The organism is Paenibacillus sp. NPDC058367 (assembly GCF_042723305.1).
Lineage (GTDB): Bacteria > Bacillota > Bacilli > Paenibacillales > Paenibacillaceae > Paenibacillus_AQ.
Genome location: NZ_JBHXIZ010000001.1, coordinates 1116048 through 1130977, shown reverse-complemented (window position 1 = coordinate 1130977; position 14930 = coordinate 1116048). Strand labels below are relative to the sequence as shown.

Genomic DNA, 14930 nt, shown 5'->3' with positions numbered 1-14930 from the left:
AATGTAGCTAACGACGTGAAGAGTACTACAGTATCAGCAACCAAGAATGACGGAACTGCTACGATCCCAGCAGATGATCTTGGTTCGAAATCTCTGTCCGTAGGAAAGAATACATTGACGGTAAACGTTACAGCGGAAGATGGGATCACGAAGAAGGAATATACGGTTACTGTAACCCGTGTAGCAGAAGAAGTTATATCTGGTGGAGGTAGTGGAGGTTCTGGTGGTGGGTTGCCTACACCGACATTTCCACCAACAGCGACACCGACGCCAGTAGCGACGCCAATGCCAACTGTGGCACCAGCGACGACACCGGGAGCTACAACAGCACCAGCGAATAACCTAAGTGATATTTCTGGACATTGGGCGCAGCGCTCTATTCAGGAAGCGTTAAGTCTTGGAATTATCAAAGGTTATTCTGATGGCACATTCAAGCCTAACGGTACCTTAACGCGAGCAGAGTTTGCTCTAATGCTGATGAATGCTTTGAAACCGCAAGAAGCTGGAACTAAGCTGACCTTCACAGATGCAGCGAAGATTGGAGCTTGGGCTCAGGAAGCGGTCGCACAGGCGGTACAAGCAGGTATTATTAACGGCTATGAGGATGGCACATTCCGTCCAAATGCAGAAATTACAAGGGCTGAAATGGCAGTGATCCTTGCCAAGATTTTGGGTAAATCTAATGAAGCAAGTGCCACAACCGGATTTGCAGACGACAAGGATATTCCAGAATGGGCAAAATCCAGTGTAGCTTACTTGAAGTCAGCAGGTCTTGTGAAAGGGAAGGGCGATAATGAATATGCTCCCCAGGATCACGCCACTAGAGGAGAAGCTATAACTATCTTATTGAACTTATTAAAACAAATTAACAAATAAAGTGAAGATTATTATAAAAGGATGAGTGAAATGCCCAATTACTATTTCAATGAAATCTGGACGCCTCTTAAACTTGTAGGAATCCGACTGTTTCGGGATGATAATATGGGCGTGTGGATCAAATTCTGGCACAAACGAAGACGCCGTATTCGAGCCTGATAAACATCTAAGTTGAGTAGTCCTGCAGCCCCTATCTAATAGGGGCTGTTTTTTTACGTTTAATACGTCGTTGATATTGAATTCTTGTGTTGATTAAAGTTCCTTTTCTTCTTCTAATCGTTCTAATTAATTTCAATTGAAACAGCGAAAGGGGTGAGGTTCTTGTGCGAATAATTTTAATTCTACGTCTATAAATGATTCGTCTTTTACTTTTTCGTGTGAACCGCCGCTTAACATAGCTGACCTTCCGTCTTCTTCGTTTTAATTTGGCTTTAAAAGCTCTCCAAGGGGTTAGATTTAGGAACTTACGATATAGCGCAAATCCTGAGGAATCTTTATTCCAGCATTTCTCATCCCCGGCAAAATGGACAATTTTATTATTGTAGTCATGATCTGGGATGGCCATGTTAAATGAATTAAAACGGATATCGAGAGGGAGGTAATTCGCTCCAAAAACTGCATTTAGAACATCCTGGTCAGGCATGGTGACATCAGGGAAAGTGCGCAAGAAGTTCAGCATCTCTTGGTACCAGTTCGTATTCTGGCGGATATTATTCAAAGCAAATACGATCACTCCAGAATTAAAATAAATCTCGGGATTCAGCCCTTTGGCGCTCACAATAGATGCAACATCCATAATGCCCTGATCCCAAATCGCCCCTAAATATTTTTCATTCAGCTCGACTTGCCACAGCTCCGCGATGTCTATGTTTACCAATACATCACAATCCAGATAAATAATTTTGTCAGAAGGAATTAACGCGGGAAGCAGCAATCGGTACATACTTGCATGTGTCCACATATCGATAGAATTAATATTGGCAAGAACCTGGAGCATATCTTCGGGTAAAGTAATCGAATAAAAGCTAATCGTATGCTGATGTTTAGTGGTTAATCTGGTGAGCTTTCGCTTGTTAACTTCGGTTAAAGAGGCATCATGTAAAATATGAACATGGATTGGGGAACTTGTATGATGAAAAACTGACGCTAAAACGACACCGGCATGCTCTACATACTTTCCATCCTTATCTTGAAAGGCCAAGGCAATTTCGATCATTTGATTTATCCTCTCTCTACATTAGTGTACGAATGTACCACAGTATACGTTTGCCCTGGCAAGAGGATAAAGGCATTACACCTACGATATTCACCCAATTTTTTTTGCACATAAAAAAACCAAGCTCTGCAAATCAGAGACTTGGTTTGTGAGAACAATTTCTTATTTTCGCAGCTTAATACGATCTATGTGATGATTGTTATTTTTAAATAGTATAAGATCTGCACGATTTCTGGTAGGCAAAATATTGTGTATCAAATTTTCAAAATTGATTTCTTTCCATATTCTTTTCGAGATCTCGATAGATTCTTCTAGTGATAACTGTGCATATTTTTTAAAATAAGATTGCTCATCTTGGAAGGCGGTATCTCTAAGCTTAATAAACCGGTCAATATACCATTTCTCAATATTATTCACATCAGCATCCACATAAATTGAAAAATCAAAGAAATCAGATACAAAATAGTTTGGCATACTTTGATTAATTGTCAAACTAGTCTGAAGAACATTTAATCCTTCAACAATTAGGATGTCCGGGTTCTCAATCGTAATACATTCATTTGGCACGATATCATAAGTTAGATGCGAGTATACAGGACTTTGAACACCCGAAACACCAGACTTCACTTTAGTTAAAAATGAAATTAAACTACGTGTGTCGTAGCTTTCAGGAAATCCCTTTTTCTTCATGATTCCACGCTTTTCCAGCTCAGCATTGGGAAGTAGAAACCCGTCAGTTGTAACTAAATCTACTTTTGGATGAGAAGGTAATTGAGAGAGGAGCTTCTGAAGAAGTCTAGCGGTTGTACTCTTGCCAACAGCGACACTTCCGGCGATGCCTATGATAAATGGACCTTTTTTAAGATCGTTATTAAGAAAGTGATTTATAGAATCTTTAAATGTATGAGAGGCTTGAAGCTGCAAATGTATCAATTGGGACAGAGGAAGATAGACCTCATTTACATCCTCAATCGAAATTTTATCGTTAATACTTTGGATATCGGTAAGCTCTTCTTCTGATAATTGGATAGCGGTGAAATCGCTTAGCTTCTTCCAATCCTCACGTAAATAAAGTGTATATGCTGAATTATTCACCATTAAAGTTTCCACATCCCTGATTTTTTTAAAGATTCACCTGCACTTAGGTATTATAACCGTTCATTCAACTTGATTCCATTCATAGCAATCGACATTAGTATGGACATTATGGAGAATTCATTTCAATAAATAGGAAAATAAATTAAAATATAGTGAACGAGGAAGAATGGAGTGGAACCATGGGAGTTTTTCGAAAAGTTGAAGTATTAACGGATTACACGCGCAAGGGTACGTTCCAAGAAGAGTCAGAGCCCAGAAAAATCGTGATAAGTATTTATTATCCGGATACGGATGGTTTACTCGATAACAACGAATCTGAAATGAAATATATGGATCTTTTCCGGCCTTGTGAACAACAAGCAAGAGAAATTCTACAAGATATTGGAATGAATATGGATATCATAGATGGATTATCTACCTCAATTAGCGAGGGAACATTGCAACAAAAATCTAAACGATCCTATCCTGTCATTATCTACTCTCCTGCACTAGGCTTAGATAGAGATATGTATATTTACAATATACAAGCGCTGGTAAAGCGAGAATTTATAGTGGTAACCGTCAGTGCTGCTTATGAAGCCATGTTTACAGTTAGTCCAAGTGGAGAATTTATGAATCAATCAGAGGTCATGAGGACAATACAGGCTACAGATTATAGCGAATTACATCACTTAATTTCTATTCGAAAAAAGGATATAAAGTATGTATTAGATCACCTATCCAATCTGAATTCAAGAATGGAAAGTTTTGATATGGACAAGGTTGGCATTGTTGGACATTCAATCGGTGGTGCTACTGCATTAGATTTAACTATGGAAGATGATAGAATTAAAGCCGCAGTTTTATTAGATGCAAGTATGCATTTATATATTGAGAATGAAGTGAACAACAACTCGGTACCCCTACTTGTATTAAGGCAAAATGCTTCTGCTTTAGAATCCTTAAGCATTATTTTACAGGAGAAAATAGCAAATGATTTCATCAAAGGACAAGAGAAGCTTTTTCGGAATTGGAAAGGATATAAATCTTTTTTGAAAATACGAAAGGCAACGCATATGTCCTTTAGTGATATGCCTCTTTTTGAGGAGGACGAGACTTTATATCATAGAACTTGTGGGATTCATAATCAGATAAATGAGCTTGTTGCTAATTTTTTTCAGGAGCATCTATTGAATCAGGGGAATGCTTATTCTACATTCATTAGTCATAATCATAGTGATTTCTGTGAGATCAATGGCAGTGGAGATGAAATTCTGTAATCTAGCATACAGGATTTCAAGGGATGTTCGTGTGGGTAAGAAGCTATGAGGTCTCTTTTTTTATCCTTTAATCCCAAAAGCAATCCAGCGCCCATCAACATCTTCAATAACAAATTCCTTGTTATTATAGTCGGTGTTTGCTAATGCTCGGACAATGTTAACACCAGCCGCTTCAAATTCTTTCTCCAACTGCTCTTGCTGTTTCGTAATAAAATAGGCATCGTAACCATAGCCATACAATTCTCGATTAGGAATAACCCTTTGTCCTTGGGATTGAGTAAGGATAATTTCTGTATCATCACGATAGAGGCAAACATGCGGTTCTTCCGTATCTAAATAGGGCACAACTTGAAAGCCTAAGTAATGATTGTAATAAGCAGCGGTGCGCTCAATATTCAGGGTAGGAAAGATACTATGTGATTGTAAAAGCTTTTTGTCCACTTGTGAGATCATCCTTTCTAAGAAAATAGATACCCATATATTACCTTGCGACAAAGATTTCAACAATACGTGGAGTTATTAAACCGCAGGAGACATTCATGGTTGACACCATAGATATTCTATACTAATATACATGCATGAGCATACATTAATTAATTTCTGCTAAAACATGTTTTTAATGTTCATAATAAATTTAGTTTTTTATAAAGAGGAGAGATATCATGAAGAACTTGTTTACCCCTTATGAAATGAAGGATTTGAAATTGAAGAACCGCGTGGTTATGCCTCCAATGTGTCAGTATTCAGTGACTAACAAGGACGGAATTGCTACCGATTGGCATTATAATCATTACGTAAGCCGCGCCATTGGAGGAACAGGATTAATTATTATTGAAATGACCGATGTAGAGCCTGATGGCCGAATTACTGATTTTGACCTTGGCATTTGGTCCGATGAGCAAATACCTGCATTGGCTAGAATTGTTGATGCTTGTCATGCTTATGGGGCAAAAGTAGGTATTCAAATTGCTCATGCTGGGCGTAAGGCTGAAGATGCAGCAGTTCCTGTATCCTCTTCTGCCGTTCCATTTGATGCTGACTCCAAAACACCACGTGCCCTAACGACTGAAGAAGTGAAGGGTATGGTTGAAAAATTCCGGTTAGGCGTGAAGCGTGCGATTCAAGCGGGGTTTGATGTTATCGAGCTTCATGGTGCGCACGGTTACCTTATTCATCAGTTCCATTCACCACTAACGAATCAAAGAACAGATGAATATGGCCAAGATTTGACCTTGTTTGGTACTGAAATCATTCGTGCAGCGAAAAGTGAAATGCCTGAAGGAATGCCATTGATCATGCGTATCTCAGCTCAAGAATATGTAGAGGGCGGATACGGCATTAAAGAAAGCTTGGCATTTAGTAAAGCTTATAAAGAAGCTGGCGCAGATATTTTCCATATCAGTGCAGGTGGTGAAGGTCCTATCGCGGCTGCTGGCAAGCCAGGAACACATGCGGCGTATCAAGTTCCTTTGGCAAGAGAGATCAAATATGGTTTGAATGTACCGGTGATTGCTGTAGGCAGATTGGATGAACCTGCTCTTGCTAATGCAGTCATTGGGAATGAGGAAGCAGATCTTGTTGCAGTTGGTCGGGGGATGCTGAGAAATCCATATTGGACCTTAGAGGCTGGAGTTGAGCTTCAGCAAGACCCTAGTATTCCTCGGCAGTATGCCTTTGGATTTCCTAGAATTAAAGGCTAAGGACTAACGAAATTAAATGAAATCAGTTGGAAAGACCGGCTTCTTGGAGAAACGGTCTTTTCTCTTTTTTGGATTAAGCTTGGCACAATGGATGTGGAGTGTAGTACTATTATATAGAAGAAAAAATTCATGAATAGTCATACGCTCAGGAGATGAAGAGATAGATGGACAAAATTCTTAACAATGACCTTATCGCGAATTGGTTGACGTTAACGCATATACAAATGAATGTGACGAATGAATTAGAAGTTAATTTGCAAGCGAATCATGGATTATCTTTAAAAGAGTTCTACTTGTTATTATTCTTGTCGGAAGCCCCAGAGAAAAAACTGAAATTGCAGAAACTTGAATCCATGGTTGGTTTAAGCCAAAGTGCCGTTTCACGTTTAGTTAGCCGGTTTGAAGCCAAGGGCTGCGGAGCCTTAGAGAGAAAAGCATGCGACAGTGATCGCAGAAGTATTTATACCTCCCTAACCTCCATTGGTGAGGCCAAGCTCATCCGTGCACAAGAAACCTTTAAAGACACGCTAATGACGGCATTCCCGGAAAAAGATGTGGAACAGCTTCTAGCGCAAATGCTTCGTATGAAGCAGCAATCATGAATCAGCTCAAAAAAACCTCTGTTTAGGTAAATGGATCGTATCTCCATTTCCCATGCAGAGGTTTTTTTGCGTGAGACTATAGGGTTTATTCTAGAAGAACAATCTCTCCACTAGCCAAAAGGCGCCAAGTGCAGTAATTAACCATGAACCATATGCGATAACCGGTTTGTAGAAATTTCTTTTTTGGAGAAAAATAAGTACCGGAAGCAAAACAATAACAATACATAATTGGATAAATTCAATTCCTACATTAAAGCTCACCAGATCCACAGCCAAATGTGCTTTTGGCAAGTTCATTTCTTGAAGAATATCTGCAAAGCCAATGCCATGAATGAGTCCGAACAGGAAAGTTATGAACGCGCGGAAACGGATTTTTTTACGAAAAATATTCTCAAGCGCTACATAACAAATACTGAGTGCAATTACAGATTCAACAACTCGTGAAGGCAAGGAGATCCAGCCCAGAACTGCGAGTGTTAACGTAATGCTGTGTGCTAAAGTGAAAGCTGTGATAATTGCAGCATATTGTTTGAGCGTTTGTTTTCTTAATAGTAGAGCGAATAGGAATAACAAGTGATCATAACCAGTAAGAATATGGTTCATTCCCAGTTTGAAAAAAGAAAACCAATCGGATGAGGACCCAGAATTACCTGATGAAGACGAATTGGTGGATGATGATAATTGCTGCTCCTGTTGATCCTCTGTTAGCAGCATGGTCCACGTCCGGTCTTTTCCTTGCATTACGGTTTCGCTAGTCTGATTTCCGTTATGTGCAGTAATTAAATTGACATACGGTGAACTTGTAGCTTGTGAATATAGGCCGTCGTTGATTGCGATGGTTTGTCCAGGCTCAAAGGCAGGATAGATAAAATTCCAGGTAAGAACCTCTTTATCCCCTTTTTTATCAAGGAATAGATCTTGAAGCTCTGGAGCTTGCTGTTGATCATTCATTTCCAAGATGACGCTATCTTCGATCCATTCTTCTAAACGATGCTTATTGCTCTCAATCTCATTCTCTTCCAATATTCCATTTCCGTTCATATCTACGTTATCCATGCTTTCAATAATCGAAATGACGTCCAATGAAAATGAAAAATCGGTCTTGTCCTTATCAAAAGTAACGGTAGTATAACTGGCACTAAGTGGATGTGCGGAAGCCGTTAGTTGAGAAGAAGTCATAGAAATAAGGAAAATTACAATAAAAATTAATGATTTTAATAGGTTGGAGCGGTTCTTACGAGCTAACAAAGTTGTTCCCCCTTGAAGATAAATATGTATTAAATGATGTTATTACAGTTGATCATAATCTTAAATTGTCATTGGAGTGTTAACTGAAAAGATAAAATAAGGGTTGTATGAGCGAATATTTTAAATAAAAACTAAAAATTCTAATATTTTTTTAATTAAATTTTACAAAATGAAATAAAACAATAACAACTCGTTTACAAAGCAGGTTTATGATGAAAATATAGCTGACATGTTATACGAGGAGGAATTTTGTTCATGAGTTTGAAGTTTGAGAAAGTGAAAAAACGGACAAGTTTAGCATTAGCTGTATTGCTGTTCTTGTCTATGATTCCGCAAGGATTGCTATTGCCTAAGGTTGCAGGAGCTGCTTCTGCGCATGTAGTAATCAGCCAAGTATTTGGTGGGGGAGGGAATAACGGGGCTCCATATTCCTATGATTTTATAGAGCTGTATAACCCAACTGACGATGATGTGGATCTGAATAATTATGCTGTTCAGTATGCTTCCAAGGCGGGGGCATTTACGGCTGTTACATCAGGGACCGTAAGTATGACACCACTCACGGGTAAAGTTATTAAATCACATGGATTTTTATTAATTCAGGGTGCAAAGGGAGCTAATGCTCCGGCAGACCTTCCTGTTCAAGCTGATGTGATTGGAAATATTAATTTATCAGGAACTGAAGGAAAGGTTGCACTTACAAGCATACAGGCTGCCATTTCAGGGATTTCAGATCCTAGTGTGGTTGACTTTCTAGGCTTCGGTGGTGCCAACGAGTCAGAAGGAACTAAATTATCGGCTCTAAGCAATTCGACCAGTGCACAACGGAGATCAGAGGATGGAAGTAACACTGGACCAGGTAAAGGTGCTGGATTAGATACAGATAACAACAGTACGGATTTCGTTGTGGGGCCTGTCCTTGCTCCAAGAAACTCTGCTACACCAGCTATTGTGATTACCAAAAGCTCACAACCGCTTGGGCAGAACATTCAATTCACTAATGAAGATACATTGGGTATGGTCACAGGAAATATTGCATCTGTTACAGCAGACACTTACGTATCCTTGTATCTTAATGATCCAAGTACAGGTTCAGTTGCGGTCACGAATGCTGTTTATGCAGATGCGTCAGGGGCATTTAACAATTTAACCTTTGATAATACTGGCGGCAGTACACAAGTTTACCTAACGGCTAAAGATCTAGATAAAAGTGCAAGTAGTCCTGTAGTTATTCGTTTGGCTGTGCCGAGTGCAGCTCTTAATCCGGACAAGCTTAACTATTATCTTGATTCCCAAGGTGGAGGTAGAATTGTAGGTGCTGCAGGTGCTGCTGTTCCTAATTCAACAATCTACAGCTACAATAGCTCCACAACTGGAAGCCGTAACTCCAATACAACAGATGGAAAAGACTATGTTGTTGCTGGAGCAGATGGATCGTTCACCTTTACTTTCACAGGTGGTATGGATGATGTTTATGTATCACAGTTGACCGTAACCTCTAATGGTAGAAATTTGGAGGGTCCTCGAACTGTAGTTACTAAAGAAGACACATCGGTTATTACACCGATCAGCACGATACACACAAATGATAGCAACGGTAAATCGGATAAAATTAATCAAGTGTTTACGATTCAAGGTGTAGTCATTGGTAATAATGAATTGACAGCAAGCAATACCTTCTATATGCAAGATGCTACAGGAGGAATCGCGGTCTTTGGAACCCTTCCAACGGGTGTTGCAGTAACACAAGGTGATTTAGTTACAGTCACAGGTGCGATTCAATTTTATAATGGCTTAACAGAAATAACCCCTACGAAAGTTGTGAAGAATGGAAAAGCCGCGCTTCCTATTCCTACAGAATCTACTTTGTTAGATTTAATCAATTACACAAAGGCAGAACCACTGGAAGGCACATTAGTTCAATTCACAGGTAAAATCACTAACATTCCAGCGATGGCTGGGAATGGTTATAACATTACCGTTGCAGAGACTGTAACGAACAAAACGATTACGGTTCGTGTTACTACAGCTAGTGGAATTGATGTTCCGACGAAGCTGGAGAAGGATTTAACCTACACATTTACCGGGATATTCAGTCAGTATGTGTCAGGTACTACTTTTAAGAGTGGGTATCAGGTATTTCCTAGATCCATCGAAGATGTAAAAGAAGTTAAAGAGCTTGCACTTACACATCAAGCGATTACACAGGCTTATGCTAATGCGGATATTCAATTTGCCGCTAAAGCTAAAAATGCTGATTCTGTAATTATTCACTACAGAACCATTGGTGGGGTATATGCATCATTACCTATGAGTACTACTGATGGCAGCAGCTACACAGCACATTTGAATTCTAGCTTTGTTGCTTCAGGTAATAGTTTTGAGTATTACATAGAGGCTAAGATGGGTGAAGTCACTAAGCAGTTGGGTACACCGGATGCACCCTTTAAGGTTTCTGTAGTTGAGGATACATTTGCACCTGAGTTTTTCGAAGAGACTCCAATGTCAGGTACGAGGATTGAAGATAGACAGCCAGTAATTTCCGTGAAATATGATGAACCAAGCGGTTTGGATGCATCCACTTTAGTGGTCAAGCTGGATGGAAATACTGTTCCGGCTACCATTAACGGAGATACCATTATGATTACCAATAGCAGCGAACTTGCGATTAGTGATCATACGGTTGTCGTGAATGTTAGTGATAACAAGCATAATGCGGGAACGTATAAATGGACTTTTACAATTACACCTATCTTTACAGGCGGTAACCACTATCGTGGAACCACTCATAATCACACGAATATTTCACATGATGCTGCGGGTACGCCTGAAGATGCATTGAAGGCAGCCGAAGCACATAACTATGATTTTTTCGCTTTTTCAGATCATTCGCATGATATTGATGCCGCGATGGTAGGCTCGGATACCGTAGATCATAAAGGTCAACCGGAACGTACGGGTGGAGAAGACTGGAAATTAACGAAGGATCTAGCGAAGCAATACACTAAAAATGATAGCTTTGTTGTATTCCCAGCGTTTGAAATGACTTCAACTACTTGGGGTCATTCCAACGTATTTGGAACCGACAATTTTATTGATCGTAAACAAAACTCCGGTCAATATCAAGATTTGAGTAAGTATTATGCATGGGTATTGACGTATGACGATATCGTGGCGCAGTTCAATCATCCCGATATGTCAGCGAACGCTTTTAATAATTTCGCACCTTATGACAAAAATGTTGATAAATTGTTCACCATGTTTGAGGTGGGTAATGGATCAGGTCATTATGGCTATGCGAATGCAGAAAGTAAATACTTCAAAGCACTAGATTTGGGATGGCATGTAGCCCCAACTTATGGTGAAGATAACCATGATGGTACATGGGGTCAGACCAATGCGAGAACAGTAATCGTATCCGATGATTTGTCGCAGGAATCTTTGCTGCAGTCGATGCGCAATATGCGCGTGTACATGAGTGAAGATCCAAACTTTACATTAGATGTTCTTGCAAATGGCAGTTACATGGGAGCAACAGTGAAGGGCAATACCCTTAACTTCTCAATAGCAGGGAAAGATAATGTTGTTGAAGAGAAGAGCAAGCCTGAATATAGTTACCTCAGCAGTTCATATAAATCAGACGATCGTGTTGCTAAGGTAGAATTGATCACGAATGGCAACAAAATTATCCAAACAGCAAAACCAATGACTAAAGATTTCACTTGGAGTCCTTCTGTTGAAGTAACAGGCGGTCAACAATGGTTCGTTGTGAAGGTAACACAAATGGACGGAGAGCAAATTTATTCCGCTCCAATCTGGTCACAAGATGTAACTACAGACATTAAGATTAGCGGTATTAATATTGTAGGCAACAGCTTGGTTTCCGGTAGTCCGACTACCTTGGAAGCGGGATTAACTAACCTTGGATCACAGGATCTGAGTAATCTTAAGGTTCACTTTTATTATGATGTTGTTGACTCCGCTCATTTGATTAACGAAGTTGTAGTTCCTTCCGTATTATCTAAGGGTACAGCAACTGCTCAAGTGTTATGGTCTAATCCAGTTCAAGGCAATCATAAATTAATTGCAGTAGTAGATGCGCCGCCTGGCGATTCACCGGATGATAACCAGTTCGAGTTGGAAGTGGCCATTAAGGCTTCCTTGGGAATTAAAGTATTGATCGATGCCTCACATAAAAATGAGAACACATCAACCGATGGAAGTACGTATAAAGACAATCTGAAAAGTTTCACCACACAGCTTCGGCAGGAAGGATACACTGTCGTAGAGAACACTGGAGCTATCACAGATACAACATTGACGGATGTAAGTGTACTAATGTTTACACATCCTTCGGCGGCTGTGACTGATGCTGAAAGCACGGCGATAAAAGATTTTGTAGCGCGCGGAGGTTCATTGTTCTTAACAGAGAAGAGTAATAATGGTAGTTCAAGACCTACCATCAGTAATGATCTACTAGCGAAGATTGGATCTACGATTCAGGTCAGTAATGACGGTATTTTTGATACAAGTCCTGAAGGTAACTTCTGGTCTCAACCTGTAGGAACGAACACATATACGGTTAGATTACATCCAGGATTAGTGAAAAACTATATTACAGACCGGGCATTGACCGTTGAGTATTACAGTGGGGCCAGCTTGGAAAAAGTCGGACATCAAGCACTAGCAGATACGGATAAAGTAACCATCCTTGTATCAGGTAATGAAACGACATACCAAGATAAGATCGCTGCCGGCGGATACGTTTATGATATTATCGATGACGGTATTGGTGGCTCGGCAATTCCTGCAATTGCTTCAGAAGAAGTAGGGAAAGGGCGCATTATTGTCTCCGGTATGAACTTTGTGAATGATAAGCAATTGGATGAATCTTATAATCCTAAAGGCAATAATGAACTTGGATTGAATTCTATCAATTGGCTAGCTCACAGAGAAACGAAGATCGACACTATTGCTAGCCTTAAGACACAACCAGAAGGAACAGCTGGAGTAGTTGAGGGAACAGTCGTTACGGGCTCGGACATCTTCTTCGATGCGTTCTATGTTCAGGATGCTTCCGGTGGGATTATGGCCTTTAAAGAAGTTCCTGAGAAGAGTTTGGTTGAAGGGGATACCGTACGAATTTACGGAAAAACGAAACTATTCGAGAATAACTATGAACTTGAATTTGATTCGTTCGCGATGGACGTAATTAAAACAGGACATACGGATCCGGTACAACCACTTATATTAACTACAGCACAGGCTAATCTGGATAGTAATCAAGGGCTGTTAGTAAAAGTGACGGGGAAGGTTCGTTCACAATTCGATGAGAACTCCTATGTTATTGATGATGGCTCAGGTCCAATTCTGGTCTTTGCCGATGGGTATATCGTGAAACAGAGTGGTCCTGTTCCGGTATTGGCAATCGGTGACACTTTTGTAGCCGTGGGGGTTACCGGCAAGAATACGGAAGGAACTCGTATCCGGGTACGGGATACTAAGGAATTGGCTAAAGGTACAGATGAACCAACACCTACGGCAACAGTATCGCCGGAACCAACAGCGACAGCAACGCCAACGCCGACAGCAACAGCAACGCCGGTGGTAACACCATCTCCATCAGCAGATCCAACATCACCAGTTTCAGTGTCGACACCGACACCGAAACCGACGTCAACACCAGTGCCAGCAGATCATTCGGCACTATTGGATAACAGTAAGATATCCGTGACCACTGAAGTGGGTAAGGATGGCGTGACATACGATAAAGTATCTATCGATGCCAATTCACTTACTAAAGCACTTCAAGCGCATGCACAAGCAGTTTTAGGAGTTCAGGTTTCCACAAATCCGATTAAAATCGAACTGCCATTACAGGCATTTGCACCAACGGACGGTTCTAGAAAAGGATCTAGTCTACTGATTCAGAATAACGGCTACTTCTATAATCTTCCTTCTAGTGTGATTCCTTCGGCAGAGTTGATTAGTAGTCTAGGTGTGGATATGAAAGATATTACGATTACGATTGTGATTTCAAAAGTGGATGATCAATTAGCTAGTCTTATCAATCAAGCAGCGAATCGAAAGAATGCCAGCTTGATAAGCCAGGCGTTGAAGTTTGAAATTACCGCAGAGGGTAATGGCAAGATGATAAAGATTAATAACTTTGGTACGTATTATGTATCTAGGGGCATTAATCTGAATACAGTACTTGATCCACGAGTCAGTACGGGAGTCCGTTATGATGAAGCAACTGGTGAGCTTGTATTCGTACCGACATTCTTTACTGTAAAAGGCAATGAAACCGTAGCAGAGATGAAACGAAATGGAAACAGCACCTACACAGTTATCCACTCTGATGTTACGTTTAATGATATTAAAGGTCATTGGGCGCAGAGCGATATCGAGCTTCTTGCATCTAAATTAATTGTTAAGGGTGAAACCTCTACACGTTTTGCACCTGAGCAGCAAATTACAAGAGCGGAGTTCGCAGCTTTACTAGTACGGTCACTTGGGCTGGATGCTCAAGGGACAACGGTGAAGTTCAAGGATGTGAAGGCGAGTGATTGGTTCTATGGCGCTGTTGCCGCGGCAACAGATGCGAAGATTGTAAATGGGCTTGAAGATAACAGCTTCCACCCATTAGCACCGATCAGCCGTGAAGAAATGGCAGTGATGACGCTTCGTGCACTGACCTATGCAGGCTATACTTCATCTGCAGCGAACCCAAGTAATGTTTTAGCTTCTTATAAAGATAAAGGATCTATTGGAAGCTGGGCTGAAGCATCTGTCTCCGAATTAATCGCTAACCAGGTTATGAATGGGATGACAGAGACTACCTTCGCTCCTAAAGCGTTGGCAACTCGTGCACAAGCGGTTAAGATTCTTAAACAATCTCTACAATCCATTAAATTCATAAACTAATTGG

At 40.4% G+C, this 14930-nt stretch carries 9 protein-coding genes; 5 read left to right on the top strand and 4 right to left on the bottom strand.

The window, feature by feature from the left end; genetic code table 11:
• The coding region (locus tag ACFWMP_RS05155) for an S-layer homology domain-containing protein (RefSeq protein ID WP_379422342.1) at window positions 1–876 on the top strand (876 nt) is incomplete at its 5' end.
• A 190-nt stretch (window positions 877–1066) separates the two neighbouring features.
• Here the strand turns inward: ACFWMP_RS05155 and ACFWMP_RS05150 are convergent.
• Both ACFWMP_RS05150 and coaA read right to left on the bottom strand, forming a co-directional pair.
• Window positions 1067–2092, bottom strand: a complete 1026-nt coding sequence (locus ACFWMP_RS05150; protein ID WP_042186609.1) for a glycosyltransferase family 8 protein — start codon at window positions 2090–2092, stop codon at window positions 1067–1069.
• Window positions 2093–2254: 162 nt separating this feature from the next.
• Window positions 2255–3190 carry a type I pantothenate kinase gene (gene coaA / locus ACFWMP_RS05145; protein WP_042186610.1) on the bottom strand — a complete coding sequence of 312 codons (936 nt, stop codon included), beginning with the start codon at window positions 3188–3190 and terminating at the stop codon, window positions 2255–2257.
• A 179-nt stretch (window positions 3191–3369) separates the two neighbouring features.
• Between coaA and ACFWMP_RS05140 the strand changes: the two genes are divergently transcribed.
• Window positions 3370–4449: an alpha/beta hydrolase family protein gene (locus ACFWMP_RS05140; RefSeq protein ID WP_379422339.1), complete on the top strand. Its 1080-nt coding sequence runs from the start codon at window positions 3370–3372 to the stop codon at window positions 4447–4449.
• A gap of 60 nt (window positions 4450–4509) precedes the next feature.
• Here the strand turns inward: ACFWMP_RS05140 and ACFWMP_RS05135 are convergent, their stop codons facing one another.
• Window positions 4510–4890, bottom strand: coding sequence for a VOC family protein (locus ACFWMP_RS05135; RefSeq protein WP_379422336.1), 381 nt, complete (start codon window positions 4888–4890; stop codon window positions 4510–4512).
• 221 nt (window positions 4891–5111) lie between these two features.
• Here ACFWMP_RS05135 and ACFWMP_RS05130 point away from each other — a divergent pair, with 221 nt between their 5' ends.
• Window positions 5112–6149: an NADH:flavin oxidoreductase/NADH oxidase gene (locus tag ACFWMP_RS05130; RefSeq protein WP_042186618.1), complete on the top strand. Its 1038-nt coding sequence runs from the start codon at window positions 5112–5114 to the stop codon at window positions 6147–6149.
• A gap of 164 nt (window positions 6150–6313) precedes the next feature.
• Window positions 6314–6751, top strand: coding sequence for a MarR family winged helix-turn-helix transcriptional regulator (locus tag ACFWMP_RS05125; RefSeq protein ID WP_081383065.1), 438 nt, complete (start codon window positions 6314–6316; stop codon window positions 6749–6751).
• Between the two features lie 90 nt (window positions 6752–6841).
• Here ACFWMP_RS05125 and ACFWMP_RS05120 read toward each other — a convergent pair whose 3' ends face one another.
• Window positions 6842–7930, bottom strand: coding sequence for a HupE/UreJ family protein (locus tag ACFWMP_RS05120; protein ID WP_379422333.1), 1089 nt, complete (start codon window positions 7928–7930; stop codon window positions 6842–6844).
• A gap of 324 nt (window positions 7931–8254) precedes the next feature.
• Between ACFWMP_RS05120 and ACFWMP_RS05115 the strand changes: the two genes are divergently transcribed.
• The gene (locus ACFWMP_RS05115; RefSeq protein WP_379422331.1) at window positions 8255–14926 is read left to right on the top strand and encodes a DUF4350 domain-containing protein; all 6672 of its coding nucleotides are present in this window, start codon (window positions 8255–8257) and stop codon (window positions 14924–14926) included.
• The last annotated feature ends 4 nt before the right edge of the window (window positions 14927–14930 follow it).

Bases quoted from the DNA above. Each gene is read 5' to 3' on its own strand.
- ACFWMP_RS05150 (WP_042186609.1), bottom strand. From the start codon at position 2,092: ATGATCGAAATTGCCTTGGCCTTTCAAGATAAGGATGGAAAGTATGTA.
- coaA (WP_042186610.1), bottom strand. From the start codon at position 3,190: ATGGTGAATAATTCAGCATATACACTTTATTTACGTGAGGATTGGAAG.
- ACFWMP_RS05140 (WP_379422339.1), top strand. From the start codon at position 3,370: ATGGGAGTTTTTCGAAAAGTTGAAGTATTAACGGATTACACGCGCAAG.
- ACFWMP_RS05130 (WP_042186618.1), top strand. From the start codon at position 5,112: ATGAAGAACTTGTTTACCCCTTATGAAATGAAGGATTTGAAATTGAAG.
- ACFWMP_RS05125 (WP_081383065.1), top strand. From the start codon at position 6,314: ATGGACAAAATTCTTAACAATGACCTTATCGCGAATTGGTTGACGTTA.
- ACFWMP_RS05120 (WP_379422333.1), bottom strand. From the start codon at position 7,930: ATGACTTCTTCTCAACTAACGGCTTCCGCACATCCACTTAGTGCCAGT.
- ACFWMP_RS05115 (WP_379422331.1), top strand. From the start codon at position 8,255: ATGAGTTTGAAGTTTGAGAAAGTGAAAAAACGGACAAGTTTAGCATTA.